This window comes from Pseudomonas tritici (assembly GCF_014268275.3).
Lineage (GTDB): Bacteria > Pseudomonadota > Gammaproteobacteria > Pseudomonadales > Pseudomonadaceae > Aquipseudomonas > Aquipseudomonas tritici.
This window is the reverse complement of sequence record NZ_CP077084.1, coordinates 3056390-3072738: the sequence shown is the minus strand read 5'-3', so window position 1 is coordinate 3072738 and position 16349 is coordinate 3056390. Positions and strand designations below refer to the sequence as shown.

The window sequence follows — 16349 nt, the reverse complement described above, 5'->3', positions numbered from 1 at the left end:
GTGGCGAGGGAGCTTGCTCCCTGGCCACAGTTTGCTTTGCGCCCTGCGTCTACTCCGCCACCGCCACCTGATTGCGACCTTGCGCCTTGGCGCGGTACAGCGCCTTGTCGGCGGTATGCATCAGGCCGTGCAGGTCTTGGTCCTGGGCATGGGTGGACGCCACGCCCAGGCTGGCGGTCAACCCTTGCACGGGTTCAGAGGCCAGGCTGGAAATGGCCTTGATCAGTTGCTCGGCAATACCCCGCGCCGTTTCCAGCGAAGTATTGGGCAGCAATACCGCAAACTCCTCGCCACCCACGCGCCCATATACGTCAGCTTTGCGAAAGGACGCGCTGATCACCCCACCAATCTGTCGCAACACTTGGTCACCGGTCTGGTGGCCGTAGGTGTCGTTGATTTCCTTGAAGTGGTCCATGTCCATCATCAGCGCACACAGCGGCTGCTGGTGATGGCGGCATTGTTCATACAACCGCTGGGCATGTTCGAAAAACGCGCGACGATTCATCAGGCCGGTGAGTTCATCGGTCTGTGCGGCGCGCGTGGAGATATTGTGGGCGCGTTCCATCTGCCGGGTCAGGCGAAACGCCTTTTCCAATGCATCGGACAACTTGCGCGTGGCGCTGACGACAAAGGTGGAGAACACCAGTACGGCGATGGCCACGCCCACTTGCATCGAAGACGGCTGGAACAGCAGCCACAGCGTACAGGGCAGCAGCACCAGGCCCATGGAAGCCAGGGTCATGTAACGATAAGCCGAGTAACAGGATACCGCGCTGACCGACATGCCCACGGTAAACAACATGACCAGCACCTGGGACAGGCGATCATCCGTCGGCATCACCGCCAAGGCGCCGAGGCCCCAGATCCCGGCGGAAAACACCAGCGTCATCCAATAACGGCGCTCCCACCGATCCGGCGTGCGCTCGGCGTTGGGGCAGCGAAACCACTCTACAAACATCTTGACGCGCAACAGGGATGAGCCCGCCAACACCACCAGCCAGACCAGGATGACCTGATGGTCAAACCGGTCCCAGCAGAGCCAGCAGAGCATGACCGCTGCCAGGAAACTGCCGAGAATGGCGGCAAATGACTGCCGAAACAGCTGGTGCAAACGGTCAGTTCGCACCTGCTCCTCTATAACGCAATCCTGGTCCTGCCCACGCCCAAGGCCATTCATGAAATCCGCCTGATCTGCTGCCCTCGACAATGGCGCTATTGTGGCACCCTGCCACTACCATGGACAACAGAATCCAGCACGGTAGAGCCTTTAAAGCGTTTCTGGCCGCAGAATCAGCACCCCAAGTGGCGGCACGTTCAACCTCAGCGACAGCGGTTGACCATGAAGTGGTTCATCCTGGGTAAACACCTCGCCACCGTTCCCATAATTGGAACCTGCGTACATGTCGGCGTCGCTGTTGATCACCTCACTCCAACGCCCGCCAAACGGCACACCAACTTGATAGCCCTCACGCGGCACCGGGGTGAAGTTGGCCACCACCAGCACCGGCTTGCCGTCTTTGCTCCAGCGCAGCCAGGCATAGACGCTGTTGATCGCATCGTCGCCAATCAACCACTGGAAGCCCTGCGGCGCGTCGTCCTGCTCATGCAGGGCCGGTTCCTCGCGATACAGGCGGTTCAAGTCGCCGACCAGCTTCTGCACGCCCTTGTGTTCCGCGTACTGCAACAGGTACCAGTCCAGTTGCTGATCGTGGTTCCACTCGCGCCACTGGCCGAATTCGCAGCCCATGAACAGCAGTTTCTTGCCGGGGTGCATCCACATGAACGCCAGGTAGGCGCGCAGGTTGGCAAACTTCTGCCAGCGGTCGCCGGGCATCTTGTCGATCAGCGAGTGCTTACCGTGTACCACTTCATCATGGGAGATCGGCAGGATAAAGCGCTCGGACCAGGCATACACCAGGCCAAAACTCAGTTCGTTGTGGTGATGGGCGCGGTACACCGGGTCCTGCTGGATGTAATGCAGGGAATCGTGCATCCAGCCCATGTTCCATTTGTAGTTGAAGCCCAGGCCGCCCTGTTGGGTCGCCTGGCTCACACCCGGCCAGGCGGTGGATTCCTCGGCAATCACCAAGGCGCCCGGCGCTTCCAGGGCCACCACATCGTTGAGGTGACGCAGGAAGTCGATGGCTTCGAGGTTTTCGCGTCCACCATGGCGGTTGGGCACCCATTCGCCGGCTTTGCGCGAATAATCGCGGTAGAGCATCGACGCCACCGCATCCACACGCAAACCGTCGATGTGGAAGTGTTTGAGCCAATGCAGGGCCGAGGCCAGCATGAAGCCATGCACTTCGGTGCGACCCAGGTTGTAGATCAGCGTGTCCCAATCCTGGTGGAAGCCTTCCAGCGGGTTCGCATATTCGTACAGCGCGGTGCCGTCGAATTGCGCCAGGCCGTGGGTATCCGTCGGGAAATGCGCCGGCACCCAGTCAAGGATCACGCCGATATCGGCCTGGTGCAGGGCATTGATGAAATAGGCAAAATCTTCCGGCGAACCGAACCGCGCCGTCGGCGCGAACTGTGACAACGCCTGGTAGCCCCAGGAGCCGCCGAACGGGTGCTCCATGATCGGCATCAGCTCGATGTGCGTGAAGCCCAGTTGCTGCACATAAGGGATCAACCGCTCAGCCAGCTCGCGCCAGTTGTATTGGCGCGCTACTTCGCCCGCCTCGTCCAACTCGCATTGCCAGGAGCCCACGTGCAACTCGTAGATCGACAGTGGCGCCGTGGATTTTTGCTTTTCAAGGCGTGACTGCATCCATTCGTGATCCTGCCAATCGACCTGCAACGGTTCGGCAACCTTGGAAGCGGTGTCGGGTGGCAGTTGAGTCGCCAGGGCCATCGGGTCGGCCTTGAGCGGCAGGATCCCATTGGCGCCAAGCACCTCGTACTTGTAGGCCGCCCCCGGTTGCAGACGTGGGATAAAAATCTCCCATACGCCGGAAGGATGGCGCAGGCGCATCGGGTGACGGCGACCGTCCCAGATATTGAAGTCGCCCACCACCGATACGCGCCGCGCATTCGGTGCCCACACCGAGAAGCGCACACCTTGCACGCCGTCGACCGTGGTCACTTGGGCACCGAGGCAACTGCTGAGGTCGCGGTGATTGCCTTCGGCAAACAGGTAAAGGTCCATTTCACCGAGCAACAGTTGCTGGAAGCTGTACGGGTCCTCGGTGATCTGTTCACCACCGGCCCACTGGATTTTCAGCAGGTACGCCTGGCGCGTAGTGAAGTGCCCGACAAACAACCCCGGCACCTGGCTCGCATCCAGGCTGCCGATCTGCTCGCCACTGTCGCGTGCCAATACCTGGACGCTCAAGGCCTCCGGCAGGAACGCGCGGATAAACTGGCCGCCGTGGTCATCATCGTGTGGCCCGAGCACCGAGAACGGGTCATGGTGTTCGGCGCGTACCAGCGCTTCGACGTCCTTGGACGCCGGCAATGCAGTCAACTTCGGTTGCAGCGGTTCTTTATGTGTAAAACTCATGACTTTTCCCCACCGCGTGCAGTTTTCGATATAGGTGTTAGCCCGCTCAACAGGCCGTGTAACCCTTGCAAGGGCACCGGCAACCAGGTCGGGCGGTTTTCCGCTTCGTAAGCCACTTCATACGCGGCCTTCTCCAGGCTGAACAGGGTCAGCGCTGCGTCCTGGCCATTGGCATCCTGCCAGTCATGCGCCAGTGTAGACGTCGCTGACTGATAGGCCTGGATAAAGGCCTGGCGTGCTTCTTTCAGGTAACGATCGGTCACACGCTTGCGCGATATGTCCGCTTCGGGCGAGTGATCCACCCCTTGCACATTCAACGCCATGGCCGCCGCGTAATCGAAGGAGCGCAACACGCCGCTCACATCTTTATACGGGCTGTGCTTGCCGCGTCGTTCGTGCAGCGGCCGTGCCGGTTCACCTTCAAAGTCGATCAGGTAGGCATCGCCCTTCACCACCAGCACCTGGCCCAGGTGCAAATCACCATGGACGCGGATGCGCAGCCCGCCCGCCGTGGCTTTCGCCAGGGTTTGAACATGACTGGCGATGGCCTTTTTCTGCGCCAGTAACTCACTGACCAATGCTTGATCCGCAGGGTTCAAGTGATTTTGATGCAGCTCTAGCAACTGCAGCGCGCGGTCCAGCTGGGCGCCGACATCCTTGGCCCAGGCCTGGGTGTCCTTGGCCGTAGTCACTTCAGGCTTGAAGTCTTTGTCTGTGGTCTTTGCGCCCAGTACCACGTGCATTTCACCCAGGCGCTGGCCGAGCAATCCGGCAAAGTCGGCTAGTTCGCCCAGGGCGTTGTAGTGCTGTTCCTGCTCCGAGATGGCTTCAGCCAATTCGTCGCGGATCGCCCGTTCCAGGTTGTTCTGCGTCCAGCTCCATGCGTCGCCCTGGTTGCTCAGGTAACCCTGGGCAATCATCAGCAGGTTGTCCTGGCCGTCGGCGTCGCGGCGAATCACCGAACCCAGCAGCGGCGAAATATTCGGGTAGTCGGCTGCGGTAAGGTAGGCGCTCATTTCCAGCTCCGGGTGCACACCGGCGCTGACTTTGCGGATCAGCTTGAGCACCAGGGCCTCGCCCACCACCACCGAGCTGTTGGACTGCTCGGCGGACAAATAGCGCACTTGTACTTCGTCTGTCAGTTGCAGTGCGTCCAGATGTTTAGTGGCTTCGAACCGCAGGTCGCCTTCGCTGGAGTTCAGCACCGTGCCAGCCTGCAGGCCCTGGATCACCGCGCGGATAAAGTGCTCAAGGCTGAACGCGTCGGTCACCAGGCCCACTTCGCGCACCCGACGCACACGGGCCATCGCGAGTTGCTGCGGCAATGCGCTGGTGAATTGGTCTTCGCCGAGGAAGCCAAACGGCAATTGATAGCGACTGACTTGACCGCCCGCGGTCACCTCCAGCTCGCTGAGCAAAACCGGATGTTGCGGGTCGCCAAAACGTACCCCATAGGCAATGCGCACGCTGTCGATAGCCGTGTCTTTACCTGCAAACCAACGGCGCTTGGGCAGCCAGGCCGGGAGCGCGGTCTGCTCCAGCGAGGTGCGGCAGGGTTCTTCCAACAGTTCTTCCATACGTTTTTTCAGTACCAAGGTGGTGAAATCCGGCATGCCTTGCACAGGTTCCACATGCCAACTGGGCATCTGATTCTCGGCCGCCAAGACAAACCAATAGAAACCATAAGGTGCCAGGGTCAGCAGGAAATTCAGCTGGCCGATGGGCGGGAAGGCATTGCCGCCGAGCATCTCCACCGGGACCATGCCGGCAAACGCCGACAGGTCCAGCTCGGCCGCCTGGGCACTGCGCGACACGTTGGCCACGCACAGGATGATCTCGTGACGCCCGTCTTCGCCGGTGAATTCGCGGGTATACGCGAGGATGCGACGGTTGCTCGGCGAGAGCATTTTCAAGCTGCCACGGCCAAACGCCTTGGACTGCTTGCGCACCGCTAACATGCGCCGGGTCCAGTTGAGCAACGAATGCGGGTCCTGGGCCTGGGTCTCGACGTTGACCGACTGGTAGCCATACTGCGGGTCCATGATCGGCGGCAGCACGAGGCTGGCCGGGTCGGCGCGGGAAAAGCCGCCGTTGCGGTCGATGGACCATTGCATCGGCGTACGCACGCCATCGCGGTCGCCGAGGTAGATGTTGTCGCCCATGCCGATTTCATCGCCGTAATACAGAGTCGGCGTGCCGGGCATCGACAACAACAGGCTGTTGAGCAGCTCGACACGGCGACGGTCTCGCTCCATCAACGGCGCCAGGCGACGACGAATACCCAGGTTGATACGCGCGCGACGGTCGGCGGCGTAGTAGTTCCACAGGTAATCGCGTTCTTTGTCAGTGACCATTTCCAGGGTCAGTTCATCGTGGTTGCGCAGGAAGATCGCCCACTGGCAATTGGCGGGAATCTCCGGCGTCTGGCGCAGGATGTCAGTGATCGGGAAGCGATCTTCCTGGGCCAGCGCCATGTACATGCGCGGCATCAACGGGAAGTGGAAGGCCATATGGCATTCGTCGCCGTCATCGCCCTTTTTGTCACCGAAGTACAACTGCGTGTCTTCCGGCCACTGGTTGGCTTCGGCCAGCAGCATGCGGTCCGGGTAATGCGCATCGATCTCCGCACGGATCTGTTTGAGCACATCGTGGGTTTCGGGAAGGTTTTCGTTGTTGGTGCCGTCGCGTTCGATCAGGTACGGGATGGCATCCAGGCGCAGGCCGTCAATGCCCATGTCCAGCCAGTAACGCATCACCGACAGCACGGCTTTCATCACTTGCGGGTTGTCGAAGTTGAGGTCCGGCTGGTGGGAATAGAAGCGGTGCCAGAAGTACTGGCCGGCGACCGGGTCCCAGGTCCAGTTGGATTTCTCGGTGTCGAGAAAGATGATGCGCGTACCGTCGTATTTCTGGTCGTCATCCGACCATACGTAGAAGTCCCGCGCCGCCGAGCCCGGCTTGGCCTTGCGCGCACGCTGGAACCAAGGGTGCTGGTCGGAGGTGTGGTTGATCACCAGCTCGGTGATCACTCGCAGCCCGCGCTTGTGCGCCTCGGCGATGAAGCGCTTGGCGTCGGCCATGGTCCCGTAATCGCTGTGCACGCCCCGGTATTCGGCGATGTCGTAGCCGTCATCACGGCGTGGCGAAGGATAGAACGGCAGCAGCCAGATGGTGTTTACACCCAGGTCGGCGATGTAGTCGAGCTTGGCGATCAGCCCGGGGAAGTCACCGATGCCGTCGTTGTTGGAGTCGAAATAGGATTTGACATGAACTTGGTAAATCACCGCGTCTTTGTACCAGAGCGGGTCTTTGATAAAGGTGGCAGCGTTGGGTTTCTTCGCCATTGGAAACTCCTGGAAATTCTGAAAAAACCGGCTGAATGAACGCGGTTTAATGTGGGAGCTGGCTTACCTGCGATAAGGGTGTGTCAGCACAGCACGTGTTGACTGATGTACCGCTATCGCCGGCAAGCCATCTCCCACAGTTGATCTTCACTCGGCTCAGGATGTGGTGATACGCCAGATTCCAAACGGCATCTGCGGATCAAGGCGCATCCACTGGGTCTTGCCGTACCAGGTCCAGCGATGGCCGTTCATCAGGTCTTCGCCCTGCGTCTCGGCATCATCCGGCAACCCCAACTCCCACAGAGGCAACTCGAAACTGGCCTCCTGCGCGTTATAAGGGTCAAGGTTGACCGCCACCAGAATGAAGTTGCTGCCATCCTCACTGCGCTTGCCGAAATACAGGATGTTGTCGTTCCAGGCGTTGTAAAGCTTCAAGCCCAGGTGCGTTTGGAGCGCCGGGTTTTGCCGGCGTATGCGATTGAGCTGAGCGATCTCGGCGATGATGTTGCCGGGGGCGGTGAAGTCTCGCGGGCGTATTTCGTACTTCTCTGAATCCAGGTATTCCTCTTTGCCTGGCACCGGCGCCGCTTCGCACAATTCAAAGCCCGAATACATGCCCCACAGGCCCGAACCCATGGTGGCCAGCGCAGCGCGGATCAAAAAGCCCGGGCGGCCTGACTCATGCAAAAACGGCGGATTGATATCCGGCGTATTGACGAAGAAATTCGGCCGGTAGCATTCGCGCCATGGCGACGCGTTCAACTGCGTCAGGTATTCGCTCAGCTCGGCCTTGGTGTTGCGCCAGGTGAAATAGGTGTAGCTCTGGGAATAACCGACCTTGCCCAGGCGCGCCATCATCGCCGGCGTGGTGAACGCTTCCGCGAGGAAAATCACGTCCGGGTATTTGGCGCGCACGTCGCTGATCAACCATTGCCAGAATGGCAGCGGCTTGGTGTGCGGGTTGTCGACTCGGAAGGTTTTCACGCCCTCTTCCACCCAACCCACCACCACGTCGCGCAGTTCGGTCCACAGGCCTGGGATCGCGTCCGCCGCGTAAAAATCGACGTTAACAATGTCCTGGTACTTTTTCGGCGGGTTTTCCGCGTATTTGATCGTGCCATCCGGGCGCCAGTTGAACCAACCCGGGTGCTCCTTGAGCCACGGATGGTCCTGGGAGCACTGGATGGCGAAGTCCAGGGCGATTTCCAGGCCATGGTCGGCAGCGGCCTGCACCAGGCGACGGAAGTCATCGCGGCTGCCCAGTTGCGGGTGAATGGCCTCGTGGCCGCCCTCTTCGCTGCCAATCGCATACGGGCTGCCCGGATCATCAGGGCCAGCCGTCAGGGAGTTGTTCTTGCCTTTGCGGTGGCTGCGCCCGATCGGATGGATGGGCGGGAAGTACAGCACATCAAACCCCATGTCATGGATCATCGACAGCCGCGAGTGCACATCATTAAAGGTGCCATGACGCGCAGGATCGTCAGTGATCGAGCGCGGAAACAGCTCGTACCAACTGGCGAACAGCGCGGCCTCGCGCTCCACATCAATCGGGTACACGGCGCTGATGCTCAAATAGGCGCGGTGATCGGCCTGGGTCATCAGGTGTGCACTGTCTTCGTGCAGGAACTTCGCGACTTGCTCGGTTTCCAGCAGGCCGGAGAGTTCGTGGTGCAGCAGCATCAGGCGGTCGCGCAGTTCATTGTCGCTGCGTTCGGCGGCCTGCAGCACCAGGCTGCGGCCTTCCTGCAACTCCAGGCTGACCGGTACGCCGGCTTCATGCTTCTTGCGCAACTCGTAGCAGAAGCTGGCGAAGGTATCGATCCAGGCTTCAATGCAATATTCGTGGGGGCCTTGTTGGGTGACGGTGAACGCGCCCTCCCAGCCATTGTTGCCGACATCGGTCATCACCACGCTGTGCCAGCTCTCTTCCTGCAGAGGGCGCCAGCGGATCAGTACGGCGAGCTTGTCATGGCCGTCGGCGAACACGGTGCTGGTGACATTGACCCTTTGACCCACCACCGCCTTGACGGCGAATTCGCCGCCGTCAATTACGGGGGTGGTGCTTTCGATAGCGATCCTGGGCAGCAACAGTGCCTGGGACAGCGGCAATATGGCGTTTTCTGGAACCTGTGTTTCAGCAGTCATCGAGCATCTTCCCCTTACGCCCTATGGACGCTCTTTGCTTGATCCGAATTCTGATGCGGCCATGCTCTCCCTGAGCAGGGCCGCTTATAGGTCCGAGCCTGCGCCGCTGTTAAAAGTTCAGGTGAATGTGTCGCCACTGGGCGGGAATCAATTCGGCCCGGCGGCTGTCCACCGCTGGAGCCAAGCACAAAGGAGGCCACACCGATGAATATCCCAATCCCGGCTGAAACGCCGGACCCAAATATCGACAACCCGACCCTGCCGCCCACCGAGCCGGCGCCCATTCCGGAAAAGGAGCCGTCAGAAAATGAGCCGCCGCCGGTCGAAGAACCGCCGACGACCATGCCCCCGGTGATCGTCAGTCCTTCTCGAAACGCTTGACGATTTTCGGCATCACGCTGAACACCACCAAGGCCAGCAATGTGCTCAGAACCGCTGTCGATTCCCGGCCCAACCCGGCCGAGACCCCAATCGCAGCGGTCATCCACAAGCCGGCTGCGGTGGTCAGGCCTTTGACATGGCCCTCTTCATCATCCTTGCCCTTGATGATCGTGCCAGCGCCGAGGAAACCGATCCCGGCGATCACGCCCTGTACCACCCGGCTCATGGCATCCGCCTGATTGCCAGACATCTGCGGCACCATCACGAACAGCGCAGCGCCCAACGCCACCAGCATGTGTGTGCGCACCCCGGCGGCCTTGCCCTTGCTCTCTCGCTCAAAACCGAGAATGCCACCGAGGATCGCGGCGATCAGCAGGCGCACAGTGATCTGCGTGAGCTGCCTGGCGTCGCCGATGTCGGCAAATTCGGCCTGCAGGGTTTGCCACACTTCATGCCACCAAGCGTCCATCTCAGCTGTCCTTCGTCATTGTTGGTAAAGGATGGACAGCGGCGACCGCCAGTCAGTTGCCTGGAACCCCTGCGCGCCGCCGTCCCCTAACCTTCTATAGCTCACAAAACAGGAGATTGGCATGCCCATTCGTATCGAAAACCAACTGTGCTACTTCATGCTTGATGACAACGGCCAGGAACAGAGCGTGCCAGCGACCCGGGTCAATATTGTCACCGACCTCGAAAAAGCCATGTCTTATGTGGAATTGGCGGCCGAGCGGATCTATATCACCGAAGCCGAGGCAGACGCGCTGACGGTCGCGGGCGCCCACGATGGGCGTCAACATGTAAAGGCCGACGAGCCTGGTTCGTTGATTTAATTGATCTGCATCAGCACATACCGGACAACGCTGCGCCCCTTGCTCCACGGGGTGCAGCACATTGTCGCAGCGACTCCCCCATAGCCCATCTGATCCGCTTTTTATCGCCCTAGCTGAGTCTGTTATGCAAACAGAGCCGCGCGCATAGTTCATCCGCCTGATGGAGGCTGATGAGCGAACGACCATGAGCGAACGAATCCCCACCGTGGAAACCTTTGAGCCTATACACCCAAAGAAGGTGAAGGCCAAATCCAGCGACACCTTGATTCATACCCGCAGCTTTACCGGCCTGTTCCGCACCTTGCGCGTGTGCGGTGCAGGCGTTCTGTTCCTGGCCTTTTTCGGCACTGTGTGGCTGAACTGGGGTGGCAGGCAGGCGGTGCTGTGGGACCTGGCGGAAAGTAAATTCCACATTTTTGGCGCCACGTTCTGGCCGCAGGACTTCATCCTGTTGTCGGCATTGTTGATCATCTGCGCCTTCGGCCTGTTTGCGATCACCGTCTTTGCCGGCCGCGTGTGGTGCGGCTATACCTGCCCGCAAAGCTCGTTTACCTGGCTGTTCATGTGGTGCGAGAAGGTCACCGAAGGTGAACGCAACCAGCGCATCAAGCTGCAAGCCGCGCCCTGGAGCCTGAACAAGCTGGCGCGACGCTCGGCCAAACACACGATGTGGCTGGGCATCAGCGTGCTGACCGGGCTGACCTTTGTCGGCTACTTCACCCCCATCCGCCCGCTGGCCGCCGAATTGCTGACCTGGCAAATGGGCGGCGTCAGCCTGTTCTGGGTGCTGTTTTTCACCGGCGCCACCTACCTCAACGCGGGCTGGCTGCGCGAAGCGGTGTGCATGCACATGTGCCCGTATGCGCGTTTCCAAAGCGTCATGTTTGATAAGGACACCCTGACCATTTCCTACGACGTGGCGCGCGGCGAACACCGTGGCCCGCGCAAACGTGAGGTCAACCCCGCCGACGTCGGCTTGGGCGATTGCATTGACTGCCAACTGTGCGTGCAGGTCTGCCCGACCGGTATCGACATCCGCGACGGCCTGCAAATGGAGTGCATCGGCTGCGCGGCGTGCATCGACGCCTGCGATTCGATCATGGACAAGATGGGCTACGCACGCGGCTTGGTGAGCTACACCAGTGAACATCAACTGCACGGCGGCAAGACCCGCCTCCTACGGCCGCGCCTGATCGGCTACAGTGCCGTGCTGTTGTTGATGATTGCAGCGTTGGTGGTGGCGCTGGTGGAACGGCCGATGGTGTCGCTGGATGTCACCAAGGACCGTGGCATGTTCCGTGAGAACGCCGAGGGCCTGATCGAAAACATCTACAGCCTCAAGGTGATCAACAAGACCCAACAGCACCAGGACTACCGCCTGGCACTGGTGGACGCCGATGGCTTCCAGCTGCAAGGCAAGACCGAGATCAGCCTGGCGCCGGGGGAAATCAGCGATGTGCCGGTGTCGGTGGCCTTGCTGGCGGATAAACCGGCGAGCAGTTCGCAAACCCTGCGCTTCAAGGTGACGGATGTGGATGAACCGTGGATCTACAGCGCGGCTGATAGCCGCTTTGTGGCGCCGCTGAATCGCTGAGACCTGTCAGGCACTGAAGATCCAAGGTGGGAGCTGGCAAGCCAGCTCCCACTTAGCCCTGCGTACAATTTTAGAAAGTGATTAGGCCCCATGAAACGCTACGAAAAATTCGCCGACGACATTGCAGAACTGATCCGCTCTGGCGTGCTCGGCCCCGGCCAGCGGGTGCCGTCGGTGCGCTATGCCAGCCAGACCTACGGCGTCAGCCCGTCCACGGTGTTCCAGGCTTATTACCTGTTGGAGCGTCGTGGCCTGATCCGCGCCCGGCCGCGCTCTGGCTACTTCGTCAACACCCATGCGCCCAGCCCGTTCTCCGAGCCGGTAGTGAGTGAACAGGTGCATGAATCCACCGAAGTGGACGTGAGCGAACTGGTGTTCTCGGTGCTCGACTCGATCAAGGACCCGAACACCGTGCCTTTCGGCTCGGCCTTCCCCAGCCCGATGCTGTTCCCGCTGCCGCGCCTGGCCCGCTCCCTGGCCAGCGCCAGCCGCGAGATGGACCCGCGCCTGGTCGTTACCGACATGTCACCGGGCAACCCCCAACTGCGCCGGCAAATCGCGCTGCGGTATATGGTCGGCGGGCTGATGTTGCCCATGGAAGAGCTGCTGATTACCAACGGCGCGCTGGAAGCACTGAACCTGTGCCTGCAAGCCGTCACCGAGCCGGGCGACCTGGTGGCCATCGAAGCCCCCGCGTTCTATGCGTGCCTGCAAGTGCTGGAGCGCTTGAAACTCAAGGCGGTGGAAATCCCCGTGCACCCGCGCGATGGCATTGACCTCAACGCCCTGGCACAAAGCCTTGAGCGCTACCCGATCAAGGCCTGCTGGACCATGACCAGCTTCCAGAACCCGATGGGCGCGACCTTGCCGGAAGCCAAGAAACAGGCGCTGGTGGAACTGTTGCGCGGCCATCAGGTGCCGCTGATCGAAGACGATGTGTACGCCGAGCTGTATTACGGCCAACAGGCCCCCAAACCGGCCAAGGCTTTCGATACCGAAGGCCTGGTGATGCATTGCGGTTCCTTCGCCAAGAGCCTGGCGCCTGGCTATCGCGTGGGCTGGGTCGCAGCCGGGCGCTTTGCGCAGAAGGTCGAACGCTTGAAATTGATGACCTCGCTGTGCCCGTCGATGCCCGCCCAGGCAGCGATCGCCGATTACCTGCAACACGGCGGCTATGACCGGCACCTGCGCAAATTGCGCTATGCCCTGGAAGAGCAGCAAAGCGCCATGCTGGCTGCCATCGCGCGCTACTTCCCGGCGCAGACGCGCGTCAGTCAACCGGCCGGCGGCTATTTCCTGTGGCTGGAATTGCCGGAGCAGACGGATTCGTTGAAGTTGTTCCAAATGGCGTTGGCGCAAGGTATCAGCATCGCGCCGGGACCGATTTTCTCGGCGACCCAACGGTTCAGGAACTGTATTCGCTTGAACTACGGCAGCCCGTGGACCGAAGCGTCAGAGAAGGCCATGGAGACGTTGGGGCGGATTGTGCGGTCATTTTGAGCCATCGCGGGCCAGCCCGACTCCCACAGGTGTACGCATTCCAATGTGGGAGCCGGGCTTGCCCGCGATGGCGTCAGTCCGGTCAGCGGCCGCCACCCAGGTCCAGGAATGTGCCCGTCGCATACGAAGCCTTATCCGACAGCAACCAGATAATCGCCTCCGCCACTTCATCCGGGCGCCCGCCCCTGGCCATGGGGATGCCGGACTCGAGTTTGCTGACGCGATCCGGGTCGCCGCTCAGGGCATGGAAGTCAGTGAAGATGTAACCAGGGCGAACCGCGTTAACACGAATGCCCTCGCCCGCGACTTCCTTGGACAAGCCCAGGGTGAACGTGTCGAGCGCGCCTTTGGAGGCCGCATAATCGACGTATTCACCCGGCGAGCCCAGTCGCGCCGCCACCGACGAGACGTTGACGATGCTGCCGCCCTGCCCGCCATGCTTGGGCGACATGCGCAGCACCGCGTGCTTGGCACACAGGATCGGCCCGAGCACGTTAGTCTTCATGATTTTGAGGATGCGGAACTCGGACATCTCATCAACCCGCGCCTTATGCCCCACGGTGCCAGCATTGTTGACCAGTGCGGTGACGCGGCCCAGTTCGGCGTCGACACGGTTGAACAAGGCGATCACTTCATCTTCGCTGCTCACATCGGCGCGCACGGCAATCGCCTGGACGCCCAGCGCACGGACCTGCTCGAGCACACGGTGCGCAGCCTCTTCGTCGGATTGGTAGTTGATGCAGATGCGATAGCCCTCGCGAGCGGCCAGCAAGGCCGTCTCGGCGCCGATCCCACGGCCGCCCCCGGTGATGATGACGACTTTGTCCATGCGTGCGTTCTCCTGATTCAACCTGATGTTTAGGGTCGTATCCGAGAATACCCGTCACGCACGGCTTTTGTCAGGCATAACGCCTATTTCGGCGCGCTGTATATCGGCCATGAACCCCTCCGCCGGCAACGGGTGCCCCAGCAGGTAACCCTGCAGGGAATCACACCCCAACCGAGTCAGGAAACGCTGCTGCACATTGGTTTCCACGCCTTCGGCAACAATGCGCAACCCCAACGCCTGGCCGAGTGCGACGATGGCCGAGACGATGGCGGCGTCATCGCTGTCGTGCTCCAGGTCACGGACAAACCCACGGTCGATCTTCAGCTCATTGGCCGGCAGGCGCTTGAGGTACATGAGGCTGGAGTAACCCGTGCCGAAGTCATCGATGGACAAATCGACCCCCATGTCCGACAGCGCCTGCAACACGGTCATGCTGGCATCGGCATCGCTCATGGCGGTGGTTTCGGTGATTTCCAGGGTCAGGTTGTTGGCTGGCAACTGATGGCGTTCAAGGGCCGCAGCCACGCTCTTGACCAGTCCGGCATGGCAAAACTGCATGGCCGAAAGGTTCACCGCAATGCGCCAGTCTTCGTAGCCCTGGGCGTACCAGATACTCATTTGGCGACAGGCTTCATTGAGCACCCACTCGCCGATGGGAATGATCAGCCCGGACTTTTCCGCCAGTTCGATGAACATCGCGGGCAGCAGCAGGCCATGTTGCGGATGCTCCCAGCGCAACAGCGCTTCGGCGCCGACCGGAATACCACTGACCGCGTCGAACTTGGGCTGGTAGTAGAGCTGCAACTGCTGCTGTTCCAGGGCATTGCGCAGGTCTTGCAATAACTGCAACTGCTTGCGCGCATTGGTGTTCATCGATGCATCAAAAAAGCTGTAGCCGTTTTTGCCCACGCCCTTGGCGTGGTACATCGCGGCGTCGGCGTTCATCAGCAGTTCCTGGGGGTTGCTACCGTTGCCCGGGAACATGGCGATACCAACACTGGCGGAGATCTTCAGCTCATGCTCGGCAACCTGGAACGCGCGATTGATGAGGATCACCTGGCGTTCGGCAAGGCCGAGTGCGTCATCCGGCTGGGTCAGTTGCACCAGCAATACAAACTCATCCCCGCCGATACGCGCCAGGGTGTCCTGGCTGCGCAAATCTTCACGCAGGCGCTGGCCAACTTCACGCAGCAACTGATCGCCCATGTGGTGGCCGAAGGCATCGTTGACCGGTTTGAAGCCGTCCAGATCGATAAACATCAGTGCGAAGCAACCGCCCTGCTCCTTGACGGCCTGCATGGCTTGTTGAATACGGTCAGCGAGCAAGGTGCGATTGGGCAAGCCGGTGAGCATGTCGTGCAGGGCCAGGTGGGTCAGCTCCTGGTTGGCTTGGGTCAGGGAGTCAGCGAGCACCGCCGTGCGGGCTTCCAGGCGCGCGTCGAGCAGTGAGGTCAGCAAGGCGATGGCGAGCACCGCCAGGGTCGTGACCAGTACCAGATTGTCCAGGCCATTGCCGCTCAAGCCGTCCAGTGCGGCACCGCAGAAACTGTCATCGGCGAACTGCGCTGCCGCCACACCGGTGTAATGCATGCCGACGATGGCAAAACCCATCACGACCGCTGCGCCACCCCGTGCCAGGCGCACGTACGGGGTATTACGGCGCAGATTGAAGGCGATCCACAACGCTGCGCCGCAGGCCCCGACGGCAATCAACAAAGAGGCACCAAACAAGGCCGGGTCGTAGTCGATACCCGGCGTCATGCGCATCGCGGCCATGCCGGTGTAGTGCATGCAGGCGATGCCGGTGCCCATGATCAGCGCACCAAACGCCAGTTGCCAGGCAGGTAAACGCGGCTGGCTGACCAGCCACAACGCAAAGCCGCTGGACAGCACCGCGATCAACAACGACAACGCCGTGATGCCCGTATCAAAGCCCAGCGCAAACGGCAAACGCAGCGCGAGCATGCCGATGAAATGCATCGACCACACCCCGACCCCCATCGCCATCGCGCCGCCGGCTATCCATAGATAGACCGCGCGACCTTTGGCGGTGGCAATGCGGCCGGACAGATCTAACGCGGTGTAGGAAGCAAGGATCGCGACAAGCAGTGAGATCGCAACCAGGGAGGGTGAATAACTACCGATGAGCATGGGACTTCTCGTGCGCAGCAGGCCTGAGAGGCCCGTGCAAAGTGGCAAAGCGGGCGATTGTAGCGAGAAT

The 16349-nt window shown here is 60.8% G+C and carries 11 protein-coding genes; 4 read left to right on the top strand and 7 right to left on the bottom strand.

Annotated elements, in window-relative coordinates; genetic code table 11:
* Window positions 1-49: 49 nt before the first annotated feature.
* The 4 genes from HU722_RS13665 to HU722_RS13650 form a co-directional block, all read right to left on the bottom strand.
* Complete coding sequence (locus tag HU722_RS13665) at window positions 50-1177, bottom strand: GGDEF domain-containing protein (protein WP_083207214.1); 1128 nt, start codon at window positions 1175-1177, stop codon at window positions 50-52.
* 90 nt (window positions 1178-1267) lie between these two features.
* The gene (gene glgB, locus HU722_RS13660; RefSeq protein ID WP_186755103.1) at window positions 1268-3505 is read right to left on the bottom strand and encodes a 1,4-alpha-glucan branching protein GlgB; all 2238 of its coding nucleotides are present in this window, start codon (window positions 3503-3505) and stop codon (window positions 1268-1270) included.
* Entirely contained in the window at window positions 3502-6849 is a 3348-nt protein-coding gene (gene treS, locus HU722_RS13655) for a maltose alpha-D-glucosyltransferase (protein WP_186755105.1), read from the bottom strand. Before treS ends, glgB begins: the two co-directional genes overlap by 4 nt.
* Before the next feature lie 156 nt (window positions 6850-7005).
* The gene (locus HU722_RS13650) at window positions 7006-8994 is read right to left on the bottom strand and encodes an alpha-1,4-glucan--maltose-1-phosphate maltosyltransferase (protein ID WP_186755107.1); all 1989 of its coding nucleotides are present in this window, start codon (window positions 8992-8994) and stop codon (window positions 7006-7008) included.
* Window positions 8995-9198: 204 nt separating this feature from the next.
* Here HU722_RS13650 and HU722_RS13645 point away from each other — a divergent pair, with 204 nt between their 5' ends.
* Window positions 9199-9375: a hypothetical protein gene (locus tag HU722_RS13645; RefSeq protein ID WP_186755109.1), complete on the top strand. Its 177-nt coding sequence runs from the start codon at window positions 9199-9201 to the stop codon at window positions 9373-9375.
* On the opposite strand, the gene HU722_RS13640 is transcribed toward HU722_RS13645, so the two are convergent.
* Window positions 9353-9844 (bottom strand): MgtC/SapB family protein, encoded by a 492-nt coding sequence (locus HU722_RS13640; RefSeq protein WP_065876317.1) that lies wholly within the window; start codon window positions 9842-9844, stop codon window positions 9353-9355. The two genes, HU722_RS13645 and HU722_RS13640, sit on opposite strands and share 23 nt — an antisense overlap.
* 121 nt (window positions 9845-9965) lie before the next feature.
* Here HU722_RS13640 and HU722_RS13635 point away from each other — a divergent pair, with 121 nt between their 5' ends.
* From HU722_RS13635 to mapR, 3 genes are all read left to right on the top strand, one after another.
* Window positions 9966-10205 carry a DUF3203 family protein gene (locus tag HU722_RS13635; RefSeq protein ID WP_065889745.1) on the top strand — a complete coding sequence of 80 codons (240 nt, stop codon included), beginning with the start codon at window positions 9966-9968 and terminating at the stop codon, window positions 10203-10205.
* A gap of 184 nt (window positions 10206-10389) precedes the next feature.
* Window positions 10390-11799, top strand: a complete 1410-nt coding sequence (gene ccoG / locus HU722_RS13630; protein ID WP_065876319.1) for a cytochrome c oxidase accessory protein CcoG — start codon at window positions 10390-10392, stop codon at window positions 11797-11799.
* Window positions 11800-11889: 90 nt separating this feature from the next.
* The gene (gene mapR / locus HU722_RS13625; RefSeq protein WP_049708586.1) at window positions 11890-13299 is read left to right on the top strand and encodes a GntR family transcriptional regulator MpaR; all 1410 of its coding nucleotides are present in this window, start codon (window positions 11890-11892) and stop codon (window positions 13297-13299) included.
* Between the two features lie 82 nt (window positions 13300-13381).
* Here mapR and HU722_RS13620 read toward each other — a convergent pair whose 3' ends face one another.
* Window positions 13382-14128 carry an SDR family oxidoreductase gene (locus HU722_RS13620; protein ID WP_065881524.1) on the bottom strand — a complete coding sequence of 249 codons (747 nt, stop codon included), beginning with the start codon at window positions 14126-14128 and terminating at the stop codon, window positions 13382-13384.
* A 54-nt stretch (window positions 14129-14182) separates the two neighbouring features.
* A complete protein-coding gene (locus HU722_RS13615) occupies window positions 14183-16279 on the bottom strand; it encodes a putative bifunctional diguanylate cyclase/phosphodiesterase (protein WP_065946399.1) in 2097 nt (698 codons plus the stop codon).
* Between the last annotated feature and the right edge of the window lie 70 nt (window positions 16280-16349).

Excerpts from the sequence above, each read along its gene's own strand:
- HU722_RS13665 (WP_083207214.1), bottom strand. The coding sequence starts at position 1,177 with ATGAATGGCCTTGGGCGTGGGCAGGACCAGGATTGCGTTATAGAGGAG.
- glgB (WP_186755103.1), bottom strand. The coding sequence starts at position 3,505 with ATGAGTTTTACACATAAAGAACCGCTGCAACCGAAGTTGACTGCATTG.
- treS (WP_186755105.1), bottom strand. The coding sequence starts at position 6,849 with ATGGCGAAGAAACCCAACGCTGCCACCTTTATCAAAGACCCGCTCTGG.
- HU722_RS13650 (WP_186755107.1), bottom strand. The coding sequence starts at position 8,994 with ATGACTGCTGAAACACAGGTTCCAGAAAACGCCATATTGCCGCTGTCC.
- HU722_RS13645 (WP_186755109.1), top strand. The coding sequence starts at position 9,199 with ATGAATATCCCAATCCCGGCTGAAACGCCGGACCCAAATATCGACAAC.
- HU722_RS13640 (WP_065876317.1), bottom strand. The coding sequence starts at position 9,844 with ATGGACGCTTGGTGGCATGAAGTGTGGCAAACCCTGCAGGCCGAATTT.
- HU722_RS13635 (WP_065889745.1), top strand. The coding sequence starts at position 9,966 with ATGCCCATTCGTATCGAAAACCAACTGTGCTACTTCATGCTTGATGAC.
- ccoG (WP_065876319.1), top strand. The coding sequence starts at position 10,390 with ATGAGCGAACGAATCCCCACCGTGGAAACCTTTGAGCCTATACACCCA.
- mapR (WP_049708586.1), top strand. The coding sequence starts at position 11,890 with ATGAAACGCTACGAAAAATTCGCCGACGACATTGCAGAACTGATCCGC.
- HU722_RS13620 (WP_065881524.1), bottom strand. The coding sequence starts at position 14,128 with ATGGACAAAGTCGTCATCATCACCGGGGGCGGCCGTGGGATCGGCGCC.
- HU722_RS13615 (WP_065946399.1), bottom strand. The coding sequence starts at position 16,279 with ATGCTCATCGGTAGTTATTCACCCTCCCTGGTTGCGATCTCACTGCTT.